The 20,433-nt window shown below is 70.1% G+C and carries 14 protein-coding genes; 5 read left to right on the forward strand and 9 right to left on the reverse strand.

The genetic code is table 11. The annotated features are described in order from the left end of the window. Positions 1–408: 408 nt before the first annotated feature. Entirely contained in the window at positions 409–3,129 is a 2,721-nt protein-coding gene (locus ACFTWP_RS35905) for a discoidin domain-containing protein (RefSeq protein ID WP_380269253.1), read from the reverse strand. Positions 3,130–3,157: 28 nt separating this feature from the next. On the opposite strand from ACFTWP_RS35905, the gene ACFTWP_RS35910 reads away from it, so the two are divergent. Further along, a complete protein-coding gene (locus tag ACFTWP_RS35910) occupies positions 3,158–3,415 on the forward strand; it encodes a hypothetical protein (RefSeq protein ID WP_380269254.1) in 258 nt (85 codons plus the stop codon). A gap of 804 nt (positions 3,416–4,219) precedes the next feature. Here ACFTWP_RS35910 and ACFTWP_RS35915 read toward each other — a convergent pair. Next, positions 4,220–4,987: an SDR family NAD(P)-dependent oxidoreductase gene (locus ACFTWP_RS35915; RefSeq protein ID WP_380269255.1), complete on the reverse strand. Its 768-nt coding sequence runs from the start codon at positions 4,985–4,987 to the stop codon at positions 4,220–4,222. A 118-nt stretch (positions 4,988–5,105) separates the two neighbouring features. Between ACFTWP_RS35915 and ACFTWP_RS35920 the strand changes: the two genes are divergently transcribed. Then, on the forward strand, positions 5,106–5,801 hold the full coding sequence (locus ACFTWP_RS35920; protein ID WP_380269256.1) for a FadR/GntR family transcriptional regulator: 696 nt from the start codon (positions 5,106–5,108) through the stop codon (positions 5,799–5,801). A 19-nt stretch (positions 5,802–5,820) separates the two neighbouring features. On the opposite strand, the gene ACFTWP_RS35925 is transcribed toward ACFTWP_RS35920, so the two are convergent. From ACFTWP_RS35925 to ACFTWP_RS35955, 7 genes are all read right to left on the reverse strand, one after another. Next, positions 5,821–6,444 carry a bifunctional 4-hydroxy-2-oxoglutarate aldolase/2-dehydro-3-deoxy-phosphogluconate aldolase gene (locus ACFTWP_RS35925; RefSeq protein ID WP_380269257.1) on the reverse strand — a complete coding sequence of 208 codons (624 nt, stop codon included), beginning with the start codon at positions 6,442–6,444 and terminating at the stop codon, positions 5,821–5,823. A 55-nt stretch (positions 6,445–6,499) separates the two neighbouring features. Next, positions 6,500–7,432: a sugar kinase gene (locus tag ACFTWP_RS35930; protein WP_380269258.1), complete on the reverse strand. Its 933-nt coding sequence runs from the start codon at positions 7,430–7,432 to the stop codon at positions 6,500–6,502. Continuing rightward, entirely contained in the window at positions 7,420–8,313 is an 894-nt protein-coding gene (locus ACFTWP_RS35935) for a dihydrodipicolinate synthase family protein (RefSeq protein ID WP_380269260.1), read from the reverse strand. Before ACFTWP_RS35935 ends, ACFTWP_RS35930 begins: the two co-directional genes overlap by 13 nt. Position 8,314: 1 nt before the next feature. Next, on the reverse strand, positions 8,315–10,036 hold the full coding sequence (locus ACFTWP_RS35940; RefSeq protein WP_380269261.1) for an IlvD/Edd family dehydratase: 1,722 nt from the start codon (positions 10,034–10,036) through the stop codon (positions 8,315–8,317). Positions 10,037–10,221: 185 nt separating this feature from the next. Next, positions 10,222–10,407, reverse strand: coding sequence for a hypothetical protein (locus tag ACFTWP_RS35945; RefSeq protein WP_380269262.1), 186 nt, complete (start codon positions 10,405–10,407; stop codon positions 10,222–10,224). A 282-nt stretch (positions 10,408–10,689) separates the two neighbouring features. Then, a complete protein-coding gene (locus tag ACFTWP_RS35950) occupies positions 10,690–12,387 on the reverse strand; it encodes an NPCBM/NEW2 domain-containing protein (protein ID WP_380269263.1) in 1,698 nt (565 codons plus the stop codon). Between the two features lie 79 nt (positions 12,388–12,466). Beyond that, positions 12,467–14,179, reverse strand: a complete 1,713-nt coding sequence (locus ACFTWP_RS35955; RefSeq protein ID WP_380269265.1) for an alpha-galactosidase — start codon at positions 14,177–14,179, stop codon at positions 12,467–12,469. A 2,014-nt stretch (positions 14,180–16,193) separates the two neighbouring features. On the opposite strand from ACFTWP_RS35955, the gene ACFTWP_RS35960 reads away from it, so the two are divergent. The 3 genes from ACFTWP_RS35960 (at position 16,194) to ACFTWP_RS35970 (ending at position 19,982) form a co-directional block, all read left to right on the forward strand. Continuing rightward, entirely contained in the window at positions 16,194–17,234 is a 1,041-nt protein-coding gene (locus tag ACFTWP_RS35960) for a substrate-binding domain-containing protein (protein WP_380269266.1), read from the forward strand. Between the two features lie 145 nt (positions 17,235–17,379). Further along, positions 17,380–18,951: a sugar ABC transporter ATP-binding protein gene (locus ACFTWP_RS35965; protein ID WP_380269267.1), complete on the forward strand. Its 1,572-nt coding sequence runs from the start codon at positions 17,380–17,382 to the stop codon at positions 18,949–18,951. Further along, positions 18,948–19,982, forward strand: coding sequence for an ABC transporter permease (locus ACFTWP_RS35970; RefSeq protein ID WP_380269268.1), 1,035 nt, complete (start codon positions 18,948–18,950; stop codon positions 19,980–19,982). The genes ACFTWP_RS35965 and ACFTWP_RS35970 overlap by 4 nt, the downstream gene beginning before the upstream one ends. Positions 19,983–20,433 lie beyond the last annotated feature (451 nt).

The raw sequence follows: 20,433 nt of genomic DNA on the forward strand, positions 1-20,433 counted from the left end.
CCGCGCGCCCCCCCCCCCGGGGGGCGGCCACCCCGACACTGCGGTGGGGGGGGGGGGGGGGGGGGGGGGGGGGGGGGCCCCCCCCCGACCGGCGGTGGAAGCGGTGCGACCGCGGCGGCCCGACGGACACGGTCGTCCGAGCCGGCGTCGTGGGGTGGCGGGGCCCTGGCCTCGGCGTATCCGGGGCCAGGCCGTGACGGCTGATCATGGTAGTGGAGGTGAGCACGGGTCGGGCAGATGGAGTCGCCGGCTCCTGCGAACTGCCGATCGACGTGCGTACGGCCGACGGTGGGCGCCGGGGGGGCCGCCCGGGGGCGGTCGGGGGGGGCCGCGAGAAAGGCCCCACGTTAAGTTGGGGGGTGGGGGTGCAAGGGGTTGGGCCGCACGTCGGCCGTAGGGGTGTCCCGGCTAGACTGCCCCGACGTTCAGTTCGGCGATGGAGGTCCAGGGGTTGCCGTTGACCTCGCTGGTGGCGACGAGTCGGATGTAGCGGGCGGTGACGGCGGCGAAGGTGACCTTCTGCTCGGTCGCGTTGTTGGGGAAGGTACCGGTGGCCACCGCGGTGCCCCAGGTGGTGCCGTCGGTGGAGGTGTAGACCTGGTAGTCCTTGATCCGACCGTTGGGGGTGTTGGTCCTGGGCAGGTAGTACAGCTCGCTGACGGAGTAGTTCTTGCCGAGGTCGAGCTGGATCTCGTGGGGCAGCGGTGCGGCGGTGCCCGACCACTTCGTCACCCACGCGGTAGCCGGACTGCCGTCCAGGACGTTGGCGCCGGCGCCGTTCTCCGCCGCCGTCTCCGCGCTGTCCACGTACTTCACCGACATCGACGACTGCGCGATGCGCTGTGGCGTGGGGGCGCCGGTGGTGTTGAGTGAGGCGAAGCCGTCGATGGTGGTGTACGTCCCGGAGAGCTTGGTCACCACGACGGTGTGGTCGCCTGCGGAGAGGGTGCCGGAGGTGTACACCGCCACGTTCCCGTGCCGCGCACCGTCGGTGGAGAAGGTGCTGACGGTCACCTGCGTCCCGCCGTCGATGCTGATGCCGATGTTGCCCTGATCGGTGTACTGCTCCCCGTAGACCTGGAGTCCGGTCCCGCTGAAGGCGAACGTCGCAGTCGACCCGTTGACCATGGAGTAGTGGATGTCGCCCTGGTAGTCACCGAACCCGCCACGACCGCTCAGGTACCCGAAATCGCTGCTGTAGGTGATCGAGGTATCGGTGTCGTTGACCCGGATGTGACTGGGGTCGAGGTTGATCTGCGAGGCCTTGGTGCCGGTCGGAACCGGCGCGATCAGGAAACCGCTGGACAGGTGGATCACCCCGCTGATCGGCTTGTTACCGATGTACACCGGTGTCGCGGAGGTGAACCCTTCACCGCCGATGAGGACCTGCGTAGCGTTCGTGGTGGGCGAGACGTAGAAGATACTGGGGCTGACGGAGAGGGTCGGCGTGAAAGAACCGGAACCCACACCGGCGCCGCTGAACTTGGCGTTGGGGATGTCACCCGGCTTGGGCGTGGCGGAGATGACCGTAGTACCGCTTTCGTGGACGTCCACGGGCAGGGAGCAGGCCTGCCTGTTGGTTATGCCCGAGAAGTAGTTGTCCGTTACCCAGAAATGGCCTGTCGGGCTGCAGCCGCCCTGTGACCACGCTACGGCACCGAACGCGACGTTGCCCTGCCAGTTGATCCATTCCGAGCCGGCGTCGTCGTAGTAGCTGAAGTTGGTGTTCCGGCCGTTGTAGGCGATGTTTCCGGTGGCCTGGAGGCCCCCGGCCAGGGTCGCCGCCGAGTCGATGGTGGTTCCGTCGGCCTTGTACACGTACTGCGCCTGATGTCCCTCGGCGTAGATCGGGCCGCCGTCACTACGGACTGACATGACATCGTGGAAGATGTTGTTGCTGATGGTGTTGAACGAGTTGATGTTACTGCTGTTCTGCGGGTGGGACGCGTTATCGACGTGCCCTTGAATGACGCCGGCCGTGACGCCGGTGTAAGGCAGGTCGTAGAGGTTGTTGCGGGTGATGGTGGTGTGCTGGGAGAACAGAAGCGTGATCCCGCAGGCCGCAGGATAGTCGGTGCCGATGTGGTGGATGAAGTTGTCCGAGACGGTGGTACCGGTGAGGATCTCATTGGTGCCGATGGTGTCACCGCTGACCGCCGCGGCATCCGGGGTGCAGTTCTGCTTGATTCCCGTGGCCTCGGTCGGGTCGGTGGGCAGCGGGTCGTAGGTGCAGCCCAGGAGCAGCGCGGTCGAGGCGATGTCGGTGAACTCGTTCCCCTGGATCAGCGTGTCGACCGATCCGTACATCACACTCAGGCCCGCGCCGCCGAGTTCGGCGAACCGGTTGCCGGAGAGGGTGAGGTTCTTGGTGGCGGTGAACGCGATGTTCGCCAGCGGTTGGGTCAGTGCCCCCCACGGGCAGCTGCCCGCCGGGGTGGAGAAGGAACACATTCCCTGGTTCCTGGCGAGGCTGAGCCGCAGATTGCTCTGCACCTCGGCGAATCCGGAGGTGGTGGAGGGGTCGTTCCAGGTCGCGTAGGAGAACTGCAGGCCCTTGAAGCTGATGTCATGCAGGGGACTGGCGAGGGTGCCCGCACCCTGGACCAGCTTCTCCAGGCGCGGCAGTTCCACGTCGAGGCCGGCCATCTGCTGGCCCGTCACGGGCTTGTAGTACAGCGTGCTGCCGGCCGAGTCCAGGAACCACCGCCCCGCATCGATCAGAGTCTGCGCGTTCTCGATGCGCGAGGGCATTTGACTGGTCGACATGGAGGGCAGGGGGCCGGTGCCCTGGGAGTAGGACGCCCTGTTCGTCGTGTTGGTCCAGCACGGCTGGGCCATCGTCAAGGTTCCGGCTGTCGCCGAGTAGCTCGCCACCCGGCACCGTGACTCGGTCCATGCCCCGTTGGCGTCGGGGTAGACGAACTCGACGCCTGACACCTGGCTCGCGGTGAGTGCTCCGAACCACGCCGTCGCCTTGGCGTCACCGGAGATCGTGTAGCCCGTCGACGATCCGGTCCAGGAGCCCGTGAAAGTCAGCTTCGAGGGGGTGGCCTGCGCGATCGGCACCTCCTTGCCGTCGATGTAGAGCTGCCTGCTGTTGCTTCCGGACGCGACCGGGGCGGAGTACACCCCGGTTGTTCCGACCTGGGTCCAACCGGTGACCGCGGAGGCTCCGGAGATCACCGGATGCGCCCCGGACGCCGCCTGCCACACCACGGGATGTCCCGCGCTGCCGGAGTCCGCAGACGTGAAGCTCCAGGTGCTCGACGGCCGGTACGTGCCGTCGGCCAACAGCACGGTGACGTCCGCGGTGCTGTCCGCGGCGGTCCTCGTCCGGACCACGCTCTGCGCGCCCGACAGGGAGCACGGCGCCGTGGCCGAGCAGACCGACCCCGTACCCGACGGCGAGGCGTAGAGCGTGACGGCCGTCGACGCCGCGTTGGCGGAGGGGACCGAAGGCAGAGCGAGCCCCGCGGTGAGGAGTATCCCGACCGACCCAATGCGGCGCAGCAGTCTCCGCTTGATCGAGCCCTGTTCTGGCATGACGATTCCTTACGTGAGAAGGCGATTCGGCTTCTTGCCGTCTGGCGGGATCCCGGCGCCACCGCCCCGGTGGAGGGGGTGGCGATGCGCGCGACACACGTTCCCCGGGCGCGACTCCGGCGGTGGAGCCTGGTCGGCGTATCCATGGCCCGGGGCAGCTCCGGCGCGCCCGGCCCACACGAGGACGAGGAACTCCAGTCGCCGTGCGGGCGGGTGAGAAGGGACACCCCAGCGCGCCAGTCGGCCCTTCCGGCTACTTACACCTGATGTTTCCGCATCATCGGCCCCTCGCTGTCACCGCGTCAAGAATGGGTGCCGAAGAAACTTCACCCACCTGCCCTGACACGCAGGAACAGCCACGATTGTCCAATTCACCACCGAATTCCGTCCAAGCGGGGAGGCTCCCACGGCTTCTCCCACGGCAGCCTTCACACCCAAACCCGGTCTCGCCGGGCCATGCCGCCATAAAGACATCAGATGTATGTGGCGATTTCGCGCTGTTGACTCACCTGACAGCGGATCCTGTCGATCAAGGAATTCGAAGATCCACTTAGGCTCCGCGGACGCCGGGGCCTTCGACGTGCAGCGGCTTCGCCTGGCGCTCGGCCCCGGTCGGCCCCCCGCCGCCGCGTGAACGGGCGACGGCGACACCCGACCCGGAAAGGGCGCGCCGGCTTCACGCGAAGCGGGCGCCGAGGCCGCCGTCGACGGCCCAGTCGGCACCGGTGACGTAGGAGGCTGCATCCGAGGCGAGGAAGCACACCACCGCCGCCACCTCCTCCGGAGTGCCGATGCGTTCCAGGGGTTGGACGCCGAGGGCCTTCTGCTCGGCCTCCCGGTCCGGGTTCTGCGCGAAGTACTCGTCCACCAGCGCGGTGCGGATGTAGCCCGGGCTGACGGCGTTGACGCGGATTCCGTGGGGAGCCACCTCCAGTGCCAGCGAGCGGGTCAGACCGACCAGCCCCGACTTGGCGGCGGCGTACGGGTACATGCCCGCGCAGGTCAGCCGGGCGTGCAGGGAGGCGATGTTGACGATCGCCCCCCGTCCCAGGTCGATCATGCTCGGGAGGGTGTACTTGGCGAAGAGGAACGCCGCCTTGAGGTCGACGTCGAACACGTTGTCCCACTCCGCCTCGGTCATCGCGACGGGTTCGGCGTACACGTTGCGACCCGCGTTGTTCACCAGGATGTCGACCGGTCCGAGTTCCTCGGTGACGAGTGCGACTGCCTCCTGCACGCAGCGGGCATCCGTGACGTCGGTCTGCCGGAACAGGGCGGTGAAGCCGGCGTCGACCAGTACGCTCTGCTCCCGCATGCCCGCCTCCCGGTCGAGGTCGAGGATCGCCACGGCCGCGCCCTGCCCCGCCGCGAGAGCGGCGATGGACCGGCCGATGCCGTTGGCGCCACCGGTCACGATCGCGACCCGGCCCTCCAGCTGACTCATGATCTGCTCCTGTTCCTGTGGTCTCGGGCGCCTTCTACCGCACAGGCGGGATCAGCGGCGCCGCCGGTTCGCTAAGCTTGACAGCAAAGCAGCTTTGTGAAGAGGAGTAGCCGTGGTTGTGCGCCGCACGACACTCGCCGAGCAGATCTCGCAGGAGATCATCGCTCTGATCGAGGAGTCCGGACTCGCCCCCGGCGACGAGATCCCGACCGAGGGAGAGCTGGCGGCCCGCTTCGGGGTCAACCGGCTGGCCGTGCGTGAGGCGATCCGCACGCTCGCCGCCCGGGAGATCCTGGTGTCCAGCCAGGGGAAGCCGGCCCGCGTTCACGTGCCGACCGCGAAGGTCTTCGAACAGATCCTCAGTTTCCGACTGCGCCAGGAGTCGCTGCGCTTCTCGGACGTCCTGGACGCCCGTCGCGCCATCGAGGGAGCCCTGGTGCGGCGGGCGGCCCGGCGCGTGCACGAGGGCGCAGCCGACCCGGCCGCGGCGAACGGCCTGCTCGCCGACATGGGCGAGGCCGCCGACGACCGCGAGCGCTTCGTCGACCTTGACATCACCTTCCACGCCGAGATCGCCGCCATGGCGGGAAACGGCCTGCTCAGCCTGGTCCTGGACTCCCTGGCCGAGGTGCTCCGGGAGCACCGGCTGGCCAGCTACACCGGCCACTCCCTCCGCGGTGACAGCCACGAGTCCACCCTGGCGGCCCACCGCTCGATCCTGGAGGCCGTCCGCTCGGGCGACCCGGCCGCGGCCGCGACCGCCATGGACCGGCACCTGGCGGAGACCGAGCAGGACTTCACGATGACGCCCTGAACCAACGGGCGTCACGCGCTCACTCCGACCCGCCCGCACGGGCGGCCGCGACGGCGTCGAGAAGACCGCGCACGGCGTCCGCGTCCCCGGCCGTCAACGCGGTGCCCACGCCCACGGCCACCGCGCCCGCGGCGATCCAGGTGGCGGCGTTGACGGCGTCCACCCCGCCGGTGGGCACCACGGGCGCCTGGGGAAGCGCCTGGAGCAGATCCCGAAGGGCTGCCGGGGAGGAGGAGCGGGCCGGGAACAGCTTCACCGCGTCCGCGCCCGCCTCCAGTGCGTTGACGATCTCCGTGGCACTCCCGACCCCGGGGATGACGGCGAGGCCGTAGCGGTGACCACAGGCCAGCACGCTGGGGCTGAGCGACGGGGAGACCAGGAAGCGGGCCCCCGCGAGCGCGGCGAGGCGGGCACTCTCCGGGTCCAACACCGTGCCGGCCCCGATCACGGCATCCGGCCGTGCCGCCGCGGCCCGCGAAATCGCCTCCAGGGCGCCGGGGGTGGTCAGCGACACCTCCACGACGTCAGCACCGCGGTCGACGAGGCGCAGCACGCTCTCTTCGGCGGTGCGCGCGTCCGGTGCGCGCACGATGCCGACCACGCCTCGGCGGGCGACGGCCTGCATGATCTGCCAGCGGTACACGATGGGTTCCCTTCTCGGGCTGGGTGCGCCGGGTCCGTCGGTGGTGGTCGTGGTCTCAGCGGTCGGTGTCACCGGATCCCACCAGGTCCGCGGCGAAGGGCAGTCCGGCCAGGTCACCCGGCGCGGCGACGACCAGGGCGGCGACCCGGGCCGCCAGGGCCAGCGAGTCCGGGACGCTGTGGCCGCGGAGCCGGTGTGAGAGGAATCCGGCGTCGAAGGCGTCGCCGGCCCCGACCGGATCCACCGCGGTCACCGGCCACGGCGGTGTCTCCCACCATTGCGTGCCGTCCGTGGCGACGGCCCCCTGCACGCCGCGCTTGGCGACCACCAGCCCGGCGCCCTGCTCCAGGAACCAGAGGAGCGCCGCCCGCCCGCGGCGGCCGCTGAGCAGTTCCGCCTCGTCCTGTCCGGTCAGTACCAGTTCGGCCGCCCGCGCCAGTGGAAGCAGGAGTTCGCGCCACCGTTCGGGCGGTGCGAGCCGGAGCCGGATGTTGGGATCGAAGCTGACGGGCACCCGTGCCGCCCGGGCCGCGGCGAGGACGTGCTCGGTGGCCGCCAGGGCCGAGGACGACAATGCCGGGGTGATGCCGGTGACGTGGAGCAGCTTGGCTCCCCCCAGCCACTGCGCGTCCACGTCGTCGGGGCTCAGCCGGCTCCCGGCCGAGCCGGACCGGTAGTAGGCGACGGAGATCCGGCGGCTGTCGTGGCAGTCGCGTACGAGCAGGCCGGTGGGTGCGTCGGCGTCGACCTTCGCGCGGGAGACGTCGACTCCCTCGCCGCGCAGGGTGCGCAGCACCACCTGACCGAAGGCGTCGTCGCCGACCCGGCCGAACCAGGCAGCGGCGTGACCGAGCCGGGCGAGCCCGACCGCCACGTTGGCCTCGGCGCCGGCCACGGTGCGGGTGAACCGGGTGACCTCCGCCAGGGGTACCGCGGGTGGCCCGTGCAGGACGGCCATCGCCTCGCCGAAGGTGATCACTTCAGGCATGGGAGGTACTCCTCGAACTCGTCCATGAATCGGTCGACCAGGGCCAGTTCGTGGCTGTCCAGGATCCAGCCGGGCGCTCGGCAGTGGGCGCTCCGGAACCAGCCGCGCCGTACGGACACGGCCTTCTCCGCCGCGACGATCAGTTCGACGTGCTGCATCCAGTACGTGAGGTACGGCAGCAGCGCGGTGTGCAGGGCCAGTGCTCCGGACTCGTCCCGGGCGTGCCAGCGGCGCCAGATCTCCTGGTAGACCTCGGTGAACGAGCAGCCGGGTTGGACTCCCACGGCGCCGCGCCGCAGCGCGTCGGGCAGGTGGAGTCCGGCGTAGCCGACGAGGGCGGGCAGGCCGAGGGCGCTGATCAGCCTGCCCGGTGGGGTCGACTCCACCTTGACGCAGCGGAGATTGGGGTGGTCGTCCGCCAGGTGCCCGATGGCCGCGGCGTCCAGGCTGGTACCGGTCTGGGCGGGGGCGTACTGCAGGATCACCGGGACGGGGGCGACGGCGTCGAGGACGGCGGCGAGGTGCGCCCGCACGGCGTCCGGGGAGGGCCCGAGCAGGTAGGGGGGCAGCAGGTTCAGCGCGCCGGCGCCGAGCTCGACGGCGCGCCGGGCCGCGGCCACCGCGACGACCGTGGCGTGGTCCGGAACGGAGACGACCGTGGTGAAGCCGCGCCGGCCGGCGGTGGCGGTGAGCAGGCGGGCTGTGAGCTGCTCGCGTTCCGGGCCGGTGAGCTTGTGGAACTCCGAGGCGTATCCGGGGAACATCACGCTGCTCACGCCAGTACCGAGGACCGCCTGCACGACCCGGTCGAAGCCGGGCAGGTCGAGCGATCCGTCGGGTTGGAAGGGCACTTCGAGGACGGGGACGACGCCGGTGATCATGTCAGAAGGCCTTCTTCGGGACGGCGCTGCCGCTGGAACCGGTGAGGAAGTCGAGGTCGACGCCCTGGTCGGCCTGCAGGACGTGGTCGATGTGCAGTCTGGTCCAGCCGCGCTCGGCCGCGGGCACCGGCGGCTTCCACGCCGACCGGTGTCGTTCCTCCAGCTCCTCGGAAGGCACCAGCAGGTCCAGGCGGCGCCCGGGGACGTCGAGCCGGATCCGGTCGCCGGTGCGCACCAGGCCGAGCGGGCCGCCGACCGCGGACTCCGGGGCGACGTGGAGCACGCAGGTGCCGTAGGCGGTACCGCTCATGCGGGCGTCACTGATCCGCACCATGTCGGTCACCCCGCTCTCCAGGAGCCTGCGGGGCAGCGGCAGGTTGCCCGCCTCGGGCATGCCCGGATAGCCGCGCGGGCCGAGGCCACGGACGACGAGCACCGTGTCGGCGGTGACGTCGAGAGCGGGGTCGTCGGCGACCTCCGCGTATTCCTCGAGCGAGTCGAACACGAGCGCCGGGCCCTCGTGGACGAGCAGCCCCGGCGTCGCCGCCGACTGTTTGATCACCGCACCCCCGGGGGCGAGGCTGCCGCGCAGGACGGCGATGCCCTGTCCCGGTCCTTGAACGGGGGCTTCGATCCGGCGGATCACCTCCTCGTCGTCCACCCGGGCGTCGGCGCACTCCGTCACCAGGGACCGGCCGGTGACGGTGACCGGGTCGGGGTTCAGCAGTCCGCCGAGGCGCTTCACCAGGCCGGGCACGCCGCCCGCGTAGGCGAACTCCTCCATGAGGAAGCGGCCGCTCGGCATCAGGTCGACCAGGAGCGGTATCGGGCGCCCGAGCCGGTCGAAGTCCTCCAGGTCGAACGGGACGCCGACCCGGCCCGCGATCGCGAGCAGGTGCAGGACGGCGTTGGTCGAACCGCCGATGGCCGCGTTCACGACGACGGCGTTCTCGAAGGCGGCCCGCGTCATGATCTGGGACGGTCGCAGCCCCTCGCGGGCCAGCTCCACGGCGCGGGCTCCGGTCTCCTCGGCCAGCACGGTCCGGCGGGAGTCGACGGCGGGCAGGGCCGCGGCACCCGGCAGCTGCATGCCGAGCGCCTCGGTGAGGCAGGCCATCGTCGATGCGGTGCCCATGGTCATGCAGTGTCCGGCCGAGCGGTTCAGGCAGGACTCGAACTCGGTGAACTCCGACTCCTCGATCCGCCCGGCCCGCAGTTCCTCGGTCATCCGCCAGATGTCGGTACCGGAACCCACGCTCCGGCCGCGGTAGCGCCCGTTGAGCATCGGCCCGCCGGTCAGCACGATCGACGGCACGTCGGCGCTGGCGGCGCCCATCAGCGCGGCCGGAGTGGTCTTGTCGCAGCCGGTGAGCAGGACGCAGGCGTCGAGCGGGTTCGCCCGGAGCGCCTCCTCCACGTCCATGGCCATGAGGTTGCGGTACATCATCGAGGACGGCCGTATGAAGGGCTCTCCCGGGGAGAACACGGGGAACACCAGAGGCAGCCCCCCCGCCCTCAGCACGCCCCGCTTGACCGCTTCCGCGAGTCCGCCGAGGTGGGAGTTGCAGGGCGTCAGGTCGGAGGCGCTGGAACAGATGCCCACCACCGGCCGTCCGTCGAAGGCCCAGGATCCGAACCCTGCCGCGCGCAGGTGGTGCCGGGCGATGAACCCGTTCTTGAGATCTCCGCCGAACCACTGCCGGCTGCGCAATGTGTCGTCCATGAAAACAACATAGCAGCTAGGCTGCCTAGCGTAGAGAGTGCTCAGTCGCCGCCACCGGAGTCGCCTCCGGGTAAGGTGTTCCGCCTCCCGCCCGGAGGCCCGAGCACCGCCCCCGCCCGCCGCCACGCGCACCTGCGCCGCCCGCCGATGACGGCGGGCGGCGCAGACTTCGGGCAGGGGTCGGATCAACCGACGTTGAGCTCGGCGACCGAGGTGAACTGCTGGCCGTTGACCTCCTCCAGTGCCCGCAGGCGCAGGTAGCGGCCGGTGGCCGCCGTGGTGGGGGCCGGCAGGCCGACCGGGGCACCGCCCAGGGCGAGGGCCTCAGCGAGCGCGTGGGTTCTGCGTCGACCGGGACCGGAACTGGTCATCGGCGCTCCTGAGCCAGGAAAATGGCGGTGCGGTCTCCCGCCAAGGAGCCCTCAGATGTCAACGAACACCAACGGGTTCACGAGAAGTCCAACGATCGGCGATGGAGGGTCCAAGCTGCGAAGCCGCACCCCGGCGGTAGCTCCGCCACCGAACGTGGGCTCCGGTGCCGCCCCGAATCACGGGGTGGCACCGGAGCGGACGGCGTAAGGCCTGTCAGCGGGCCCCGGCAGTCAGGGCGGCACGCGGTCCGCCGGAGTGGTACCCGAGCTCCCGAAGGGCGGTCAGCCACACGTAAGGGTGGGTTGCGCCCAGTCGGCGTGGTCGCTGCCGTTGCCGTTGCCCGCGTCGGTGACGCGCAGCGTGACCTCCTGGCCCCCCGTGAGGTCGGCCGTCAGCGCGTAGGCGCTGCTGGCGCTGGTGAGCGTGCCGCTGTCGGCGACCTTGACACCGTCGAGCAACACCTGGAAGACCACGGAGCCACCCGACGTGATCTCGTCGTCCACTCCGACGGTGGCGGACAGCGAATGACAGGACCCGCCGAGGAAGTAGGTGACGTCCGAGGCCGCGTGGACGCCGAGCCCCTTGACGTAGGTGGTGCCGTTGACGGACAGGGTGCGGCCGTCGCCGGCTGCCTGCTCACCGTTGCTGAGGTTGCGTTCCACCGGCCCCCATCCGCTGACCGCGGACGTCCAGGCCAGGTCGGACACGGCGTGCGAGCCCGAGGACGGGGCCACCTTGCTACCGGGGGTCGCCCGGTACATCACGGTGTCGTGGGAGGGCACCGAGACGCTGATCGTGCCGCCCGTCGACGAGGAGGTCACCTTGGACCACAGGTCCTTCAGCTGGTAGCTGGAGGCGCCGCCGATGCCGATCGCGTCGGCCGTGGTGGAGATCGTCGCCGCGGCGCCGGTCTCGTTGGTGAGGGTCACGGCCCGGGAACCGTCGGCGAGCGGCTTGGACATGACGACCAAGCCGTTGTCGCGGGATACGACCGTGCCCTGCCGGCCCAGCGAGTCCTGGTCGACGGCGATGACATCGGTGTTGCTGAGTAGGTCGGTGGTGGTACCGGTCGCCGAGCTGAGGTTGGTGCCGATGAGCAGCGGCGCCGCCATCTCGGACCACAGGCTCAGGTGCGTGCGGTACTCGGCGGTGGTCATGCCGCCGTTGCCGACCTCCAGCATGTCCGGGTCGTTCCACGCACCGGGCCGGGCGAAGGACGCGAGTGGCTGGTTGGCCTTCGCCTTGCCGATCATGCTCGACCAGTTGTCGCTGATGTCGGTGGTGGTGCGCCAGGAATTGGCGACTGTCGGGCGCCACGCGTCGACGGGCAGCTCCGCCTCCCGGTGGATGCTGTAGAAGATCGACCGGCCGGTGGCGGTGAGGGCGTCACGCATCTTGGTGAAGGCCTGTTGGGGGTCGAGCTTGTCCTGGTCGGCACTGCACCAGTCGTACTTGAGGTAGTCCACACCCCAGGAGGCGAATGCCTTCGCGTCCTGGGTCTCATGGCCCATGCTGCCCAGCTTGCCGGCGTAGCCGTCCCAGATGTTGGCGCAGGTCCGGGTGCCCGGCGTCGCATACAGGCCGAGCTTGAGGCCCTTGCCGTGCACGTAGTCGGCGAGAGCCTTGATGCCGGAGGGGAAGCGGACGGAGTCGGCCTGCAGGTTGCCGTCCGCGTCGCGTGCTGTGGCCTGCCAGCAGTCGTCGATGTTGACGTACTGGTACCCGGCCGCCTTGAGCCCCTTGGAGACGATGGCGTCGGCAGCAGCCTTGATCTTGCTTTCGTCGATGCCGCAGCGGTAGGCGTTCCAGCTGTTCCACCCCATCTGCGGGGTGCGCCCCAGATGGTTGTCGAGTGCGGCCGCGGGCGGCGCGGCGGCCACTTGGAGAGCTGTGGTGGCCACGAGTGCGGCTGCGGCCATGGCGAAGGCGGAGACGGAGGCCGTGAGCCGCCGCCTGGCCAAGGAGCGGTATCTGTTCATGTGCGGTCCGATCGATGCCTGGTGAAAGGGACGGCGGGACGGTCGGCGCAGCCGAGCCGTCCCGCCGTCATGGGGGTGGTCAGCCGACCTTGGTGAAGGTCCAGGTCTGGTTCGCCGTGCCGGTGGCGTTCTCCTGGGTGACGGCGGCGCCGTTGGCGGTGGAGGCGCTGGTGAGGGCGAGGTTGCTGGCCTTGCCGACGAGCTGGTAGCCGGTGCCGGATGCCACGGGGGTCCACTTCTGGTTGTCGCCCGTGTGGCAGGTGTACTGGATGATGGCGGTGCCCGCGGCGGTGGAGCCGCCGTTGACGTCGGCGCACAGGCCGGAGTTGGCGTTCTTCAGCTGGTAGGAGCCGTCGCCGTTGGCGGTGAGGGTCCACTTCTGGTTGGCGGCGGCGTGCCAGGCCCAGGTGATCAGCTGGGTGCCGTTGCTGGTGGAGGAGTTGGGGACATCGATGGCCTGGGTGGTGCCGGTGGCGATCTCGTAGACACCGCCGGAGACGATCGGCGAGGTGGCGGTGCCGGTGCCGGTGACGCGGTACATCACGGTGCCGTGCGACGGGACCTGCGCACTGATCACGCCGGTGGTGTTGGTGGTGCTGGTGCCGGCCCACAGGTCCTTGAGGGTGTAGGTCGCGGCGCCGCCGATGCCGACGGCGTTGGCGCTGGTGCTGATGGTCGCCGCGGAGGCGTTCTTGTTGGTGAGGGTGACCGAGCGGTCGCCGTTGGCCAGGACCCTGCTCATGACCAGCAGTCCACCGGAGTCGGAGACGACCGTGCCCTGCTTGCCCGCGGAGTCCTGGTCAACCGCGATCACGTCGGATCTGCCGAGGATGGCGAGGGTCGCGGTGGTGGCCGCCGACACGTCGTTGCCCATGATGAGGGGCGCCGCGAGCTGGGCCCAGAGGCTGAAGTGACTGCGGTACTCGGCGTCCGTCATACCGCCGTTGCCGACCTCCAGCATGTCCGGGTCGTTCCACTGGCCGGGCTTGGCGGCGGTCGGGGTCGACGCGGCCCGTCCGAAGTTGTAGAGGACGCTGCTCCAGCTGTCGTTGATGTCGGTCGAGGTGCGCCACAGGTTCGCGACCGGGCCGGCCCAGGACGGGAAGTCGAGCGCCGAGCAGCAGGCGGAGAGGCTGTAGACGATCGGCCGCTTGGTGTCGGCGAGCGCGTCGCGCATCCTCGGGAAGAGCACCTGGGCGAGCTGCTTCTCGGTGTAACCCGGGAAGTCGGCCCACATGGTCGGGGACTCGGTGGTGGAGGTCTGGCACCAGTCGTACTTGAGGTAGTCGACGCCCCAGACGGCGAAGGAGGCCGCGTCCGCCTTCTCGTGGCCGTAACTGCCCGGCCGGTGCTGACAGGTGCCCTCCGTGGGCGACTCGTAGAGGCCGAACTTCAGGCCCTTGCCGTGCAGGTAGTCGCCGAGCGACTTCATACCGCTCGGGAACTTCACCGCATCGGCGACCAGCTTGCCGTCGGTGTCGCGCGCACTGGCCATCCAGCAGTCGTCGACCGTCACGTAGGTGTAGCCGAGGTCCTTCAGGCCCTTGCTGACGATCGCGTCGGCGACCGCCTTGACCTTGGCCTCGGTGACGCTGCAGCCGAACTTGTTCCAGCTGTTCCAGCCCATCGGCGGGGTGAGGGCCAGGTCGTTGCCGAGGGCGGCCGCACCGGGTGCGGTGGCGACCTGGGCGGCGACCGCACCCAGGGTGAGCGCACCGCTCCCGAGCAGGAGGGAAAGGGCGGACCCGGCTATGCCCAGCCGGGTCCTCAGGGCAGGGAGGTGAGAATGCATCAAGGATTCCTTGTCAGAAGGCGGGGAGGGCTGACAGGAGCGGCCGAGGTGGAGGGCTGTGGACCAGCAGAGGTATGGCCGCAAGAAATCCATCAGCACCACACAGAAGCGAACGGGCAGCAGAGCGCCGAGTCCACTGATTCCAACTAAATCCACCAGGACGGTGACCGATGACACCGCTCGCAGGGCCGGGCTGTCAATACCCCGACCCTGGCCACGGTCATGACGCAACGTCCGATCGGCGATCCGGGACGCCTACGGTGCTGCCCCGGCACCGAGCCGCTCGATCGCCCTACCGCTCCGGACCGGCCGGTCGCCGGGCCGGCTCACCACCGCGGGCTCGCCGGTTTCGGCGCGGCGCGGCCGGGTGCTCCGGCCCCCGCACGCCGGTCGGCCCCCGGGTGACGGGCAGGGCCGTTCGACGCGACCCTCAGTCACTCTCGAGCGACGGACTCTTGACTTCACCTCCAACTGCTGAAACGGTGTGCCTAAAGTTGCTCTATTGGTCTCCAGATCGAACATCTCAGAGCAACTATGGGTCATCCGGCGAGCATTCGAAGGATCGGCGCACACGACCGTCGGACCTGGTCCGCACGCTTGTCTGTCCGGCCGGGTGTCGACCGGCGGCCCGCCCGCGGCTGATGCGGCCAACGTGACCCGCATCGGCTGCACCTGGCGGTGCAACAGCAGCCTTCCGATCCGACCGCGACCTACTCGGTCGGCAACGCGAGCTACTCCCAGAGGATGTACGGGCTGGACGCCACCCTGCGACCGTCGACTGCCCCCTCGCCCGCGAAGGCAGTCCTGATCGATCCGACCGACGGGGCTGTTCGGACACCCATCCACGGAGCCCGTCCCCGTTCCACCCGGGCCCGGGTGTCGAACACAACAACAACTGGACTCACCGATCACGGTGCGCCGCAACGAGACAAGGAAGACAGCATGGGCGGTTTCAAGCATCGAGACTTCACTTCGTCAAGGTCATCGGTGCCGAGTCCGCCGTCGTGATCATGAGCACCGAGACCACCAACCTGCTGATCGCGAACTCGTCGGCCGGCCCGGTCGGTGCCGGTGACGCGCTCGGAGGCGTCAGCTCAAGCAACCTGTTCAAGGTCGTACGTCCCGACGGTGTGATCGTCAAGCCCGACGTGCCACTCGCGGCGACCGACGCAACGTACGTCGGCGACGCCGCCAGCAACCAGCCTCCGGGATCGCCTTCCTCAGGCCGACAAGTTCGTCGCGCACGGCCGCAAGCAGATCGCCAGCCTGAGCGACGACGAAAGTGCGCACGCCGCACTCGCCTTCGCATCCGGCGAGGGAGCCGCGCCCCTGCGCGGCCACGCCCCCGGCAAGCCGACCATCACCGCGGCCACCGGCACGTCGGCAGGGTCACCTACGACACGACGAGCAAGCTCGTCACTTCGGCGTCACCGCCGCATCGACCAACGAGGCCATCACCACCACCCCTGACAGCTCGGGAAGCGCACGATCACGGGAGCGGGCCCCCACCGGGACCCGCTCCCTGACATCGACTCAGTGTCGGGGCCGCCGTGAGCGGCCCGGACCGCCACCACAGTGAGCCGGCCTGGCAGACGACCCGGTACCGCCTCGGCCGACCCGACCCGCCAACACCTACGGCGAACCCCGCCGCGCCCGGACCCGCGCTCGCGCCGGGTCAACAGCTGCAACGGTCACCCGGGCTCGGGCGACCGGGTGGCGCGGCATCCCCGTGGGACGGCAACCCACCTCACGATCGACAGGGAGACCGAACATCACAAGGTGGTGTCGGGCGAACCGCACCCTTGACACACCTTCCCCCGCGGCGGTGTCATATCCCCCATCGCGTGCGTAATTGTTGGCTTCTGATGTTTTCCGTTGAAGCCCATGCGGCAGCAGTCGGTGGTACCGGCTGACCCGCCCTCTTCTCTCCGCGACATCCGGGCAGTGCCCTCCCTCACCGCCTGCACCCCCTTCACCCGTCGATCCCTCACGGGTGTCTCCGAAGGAGCTCCTCATGTCCCGTACCACCGGCCGCGCCGCTGCTGCCGCGAGCCTGCTGCTCGCCCTGGGTCTGTCCACCGCCTGTTCCACGGGGCAGGAGTCCGCGTCCGCGGATGCCTCGGTGGCCCCGGTGAGCGGCAAGATCTCGATGACGTACCTGCAGAAGCAGGGCGACCAGGAGTACTTCATCGGTGAGGCGGCCGGGGCGAAGGCGAAGGCGGCGGAGCTGGGAGTCGACCTGAAGGTCGTGAACCTGGGCAACGACGCCAACAAGACGGTGAGCGAGGTGCAGTCGGCGGTCGCGCAGAAGACCAACGGCCTGATCATCGTGGTCCCGGACCCGGCGGTCGGGCCGCAGGTCGTGCAGACCGCGAAGGACGCCAAGGTCGCGCTGCTGACCTCGGACGACCAGATCTGCACCACCGGCCCGGACCCGTCCGCCTGCGACAAGGCGAACCTGGTGCCGCGGATCGGCTTCTCCGGCGCCCAGATGGGCGGCGAGGTCGGCAAGCGGGCCGCCGCCGAATACCAGAAGGCCGGCTGGAGCGCCACGGACACCCGCGTCATCTCGGCATGGAAGCAGGATGTCACCGTGTGCGGAGACCGCGTCAAGGCTGCCAAGGAGACCTTCAACGCAGCGGTGCCCGGTGTGCAGGCCATCGACGTGGCCACCGACAACACCCCCACCGGCGCGCAGGACAAGATCGCCGCGACGGTCACCGCGAACGCCGGCGTCAAGCACTGGGTCGTCTGGGGCTGCAACGACGAGAACGTCCAGGGCGGCGTCACCGCACTGGAGAACGCCGGCATCGGCGCCGACAACGTCATCGGCGTCGGCCTCGGCGCCTACCTCGCCTGCAAGGACTGGAGCGGCACCAAGCCCTCCGGCATGAAGGCCGCCCTGTTCATCAACGGCAAGGACGTCGGCGCCCTCGCCGTCCAGACCATGTACGACAAGCTCAAGAACGGCAAGGACATGCCCGCCGAAGCCTTCGCCCCCACCACCATGGTCGACGCCACCACCTGGAAGGCCTCCGGCGTCACCTGCAACTGACCCGGCCGGGCCCAACCACCCACCCCCGTCCGTCGTCCCGGCCCCGATGCCGCAACGGACCCGACCCCGCGCGGGCCACGCGACAGCACCAGTCGGGACGGCGGGCGGACCACCCTCCCGTATGACCCCGCAGAGGTGAAGCACGATGAGCAGAGCGCGCAGCTCCAGCCCGGATCCCCGGCCGCCCACCGAGGGTGCAGGTGGTGCCGGTGTACAAGGGCTCACAAAGCGGTTCGGCGCGGTACAGGCTCTCGGCGGGGTCACCCTGGAGTTCCCCGCCGGTCAGGTCACCGCGCTGATGGGGGAGAACGGCGCCGGCAAGTCCACCCTGCTGAAGATCCTCACCGGCGACCACCAGCCGACCGAGGGCCACGTGACCCTGGACGGCACCCGCCTCGCCCTCGCCTCCCCCGCCGAGGCCCGGGCCGCCGGAATCCGGATCATCCCGCAGGAACCCGAGATCATCCCGCACGTCTCGGTCGCCGAGAACGTCTACGCAGGCTCCCTGCCCCGCAAGGCCGGCCGTCTGCTGGACCACGCCGAACTGCGCCGCCGCGTCACCGCCGACCTGGAGCGCCTCGGCTTCGCCGGCGTCCTCGACCCCGACCTGCTCGGCTCCCAGCTGACCCCCGCCCAACGCCAGCTGGTGGAGATCATGCGTGCCGTCACCGGCGAGGCCCGGGTGATCGCCTTCGACGAACCCACCTCCTCCCTCTCCGAACACGAGGTCGAAGCCCTCTTCAACCTCATCCGCCGACTGCGCGACCAGGGCATCGCCATCATCTACGTCTCCCACCGCATGAAGGAGATCTTCCAACTCGCCGACCGCATCGCCGTCCTGCGCGACGGCGCCCTCGCCGGCGTCCAGGACGCCCACACCACCACCGAAGGCGCCCTGGTGCGTCTCATGGTCGGCCGCGACCTCTCCGCCATGTTCGTCCGCCAGGACGTCGCCACCGACCGGGTCGTCCTCGACGTCCAAGGCGTCACCACCGACGCCGTCCGCGGCATCAACCTGCAGATCCGCGCTGGCGAGGTGGTCGCCCTGGCCGGCCTGATCGGCGCCGGACGCTCCGAACTCGCCCTCGCCCTCGCCGGCGACCTGCCCATCCACAGCGGCACCATCACCCTCAACGGCGTGAAGCTGCGCACCGGACGACCCGGCGAGGTCATCCGCGCCGGCCTCGGCCTCGCCCCCGAAGAACGCAAGGCCCAGGCCCTGCTGCTCCACCGCACCATCCGCGACAACACCTCCCTCGTCGTCCTGGAGCGGCTGCGCCGCCTGCGGTTCGTACGCCGCGGCGCCGAACGCCAACTCGCGCAGGAGTACACCGACCGGCTGCGGGTCCGCACCCCCTCGATCGAGCACGAGGTCCGAAAGCTCTCCGGCGGCAACCAGCAGAAGGTCGTCCTCGCGCGGTGGCTGGCCCGCAAGCCGAAGGTCCTGATCCTCGACGAGCCGACCCGCGGCATCGACGTCGGGGCCAAGGCGGAGATCTACCAGATCATCGCCGACCTGGCCAAGGAGGGCGTCGCCCTGCTGGTGATCTCCTCCGAACTGCCCGAGGTGCTGGGCCTGGCCGACCGCGTCGTCGTCATGCAGAACGGCCGCATCACCGGCGAACTCGACCGCGCAGAGGCCTCCGAGGAGGCCATCCTCGCCCTCGCCATGGCCGACGACCTCGCCCCCGTTCCCACTCCTGGAGCCAACCCGTGACCACCACCACCCCGCCCGGTGCCAAGGCCGGCGGACAACGTCTGGCCGAGACTTCCACCAGGCCGCGAGTCCTGGCTTCCGTCGGCGGACAGAACCTCAGCCTGATCGGCGCGCTGGTGCTGGTCCTGGGCCTGTTCGGCGTGCTGAACGACAACTACCTCAGCGTCTCCAACATGCAGGTCATCGCCGAGGCCGCCACCATCACCGGCCTGCTCGCCGTCGTCCAGACCGCCGTCATCATCTGCGGCGGCCTCGACATCTCGGTGGGCTCCCAGGCCGGAGTCGCCTCCGTCGTCAGCGCCATGGCGTTCACCAGCGCCGGCTCCAACGCCCTGGCCGGCGCTGCCGCCGCCGTCGGCGTCGGCCTTCTCGTCGGCATCCTCAACGGCGTGATCATCGTCTACGGACGCGTCAACCCCACCATTGCCACCCTCGCCGGCCTCGCCGCCTACAAGGGTCTCGCCCAACTCCTCTCCGACGGCCGCGCCCAGGGCTACGTCCTCAACGACGACGTCTTCGTCTTCCTCGGCCGCGGCAAGATCGCCGGCCTCCCGGTGATGGTCTGGATCCTCATCGTCGTCGCCCTCGCCGTCCACGTCCTCCTCAAGTACACCGACATCGGCCGCAACGTCTATGCCATCGGCGGCAACGACACCGCCGCCCGCCTCGCCGGCATCAACATCAACAAATACCTCATCGCCGTCTACGCGTTGATCGGCGTCGTCGCCGCCGTCGCCGGCATCCTCCTCACCGCCCGCACCGGCTCCGGCCAACCCGTCTCCGGCAGCGAAGGCCTCGAACTCAAAGCCATCACCGCCGCCGCCCTCGGCGGCGCAGCCCTCAAGGGCGGCAAGGGCGGCATCGGCGGCACCCTCCTCGCCGTCGCCCTCCTCGGCGCCCTCGAAAACGGCCTCACCGTCCAGGGCATCAACGCCTTCTGGCAGAACGTCGCCCAGGGCGCCCTCCTCGTCGTCGCCGTCGTCATCCAGCAACGCCGCAACGGCGAACGCCGCATCGGCCTGCCCAGCTGACGACCGAGCAACGCGCCACGGCCGGCTCCCCTCGCAGCGACCGGGGTCCGCGGCCGTGAGCATCATCCGATCTCCGTCAGGCACCGGGCCACCGTCACGTCATCCCGACGACGCGGCGGCCCGGCCCGGTACGACCTGACGGAACGGCGAGCGACCGCTGAGGGTCGGCCGCCTCGCCAGAGGCTGCCGGTGGCGTCCATCAGGACCCGACGCCACCGGCAGTCGCCGTCCTACGTGAGGTCGACAGTTCCGAACCCGCACCCGCCACGGCCACGCGGCCCATCCGCCGGACAACGTCGCCATGTCGTCGGCGCCGAACGGAACACTCGCGGCGTTCCTCGCGCGCCGGGCGCACAGTCCGGTGTCTGGGCAACCCGCCTCACCGCCGAGTTCCGCCCTGACGACGGCCGGGCAGGGCTGAACGGTCAGGCGTTCCGAAGGACGCTCGCGG

This window comes from Kitasatospora sp. NPDC057015, from assembly GCF_042673745.1.
Classification (GTDB): Bacteria; Actinomycetota; Actinomycetes; order Streptomycetales; family Streptomycetaceae; genus Kitasatospora.

Coding starts and splice junctions, on each gene's coding strand:
- ACFTWP_RS35930 (WP_380269258.1), bottom strand. CDS start 7,432: ATGCCTGAAGTGATCACCTTCGGCGAGGCGATGGCCGTCCTGCACGGG.
- ACFTWP_RS35945 (WP_380269262.1), bottom strand. CDS start 10,407: ATGACCAGTTCCGGTCCCGGTCGACGCAGAACCCACGCGCTCGCTGAG.
- ACFTWP_RS35960 (WP_380269266.1), top strand. CDS start 16,194: ATGTCCCGTACCACCGGCCGCGCCGCTGCTGCCGCGAGCCTGCTGCTC.
- ACFTWP_RS35955 (WP_380269265.1), bottom strand. CDS start 14,179: ATGCATTCTCACCTCCCTGCCCTGAGGACCCGGCTGGGCATAGCCGGG.
- ACFTWP_RS35940 (WP_380269261.1), bottom strand. CDS start 10,036: ATGGACGACACATTGCGCAGCCGGCAGTGGTTCGGCGGAGATCTCAAG.
- ACFTWP_RS35965 (WP_380269267.1), top strand. CDS start 17,380: ATGAGCAGAGCGCGCAGCTCCAGCCCGGATCCCCGGCCGCCCACCGAG.
- ACFTWP_RS35950 (WP_380269263.1), bottom strand. CDS start 12,387: ATGAACAGATACCGCTCCTTGGCCAGGCGGCGGCTCACGGCCTCCGTC.
- ACFTWP_RS35915 (WP_380269255.1), bottom strand. CDS start 4,987: ATGAGTCAGCTGGAGGGCCGGGTCGCGATCGTGACCGGTGGCGCCAAC.
- ACFTWP_RS35935 (WP_380269260.1), bottom strand. CDS start 8,313: ATGATCACCGGCGTCGTCCCCGTCCTCGAAGTGCCCTTCCAACCCGAC.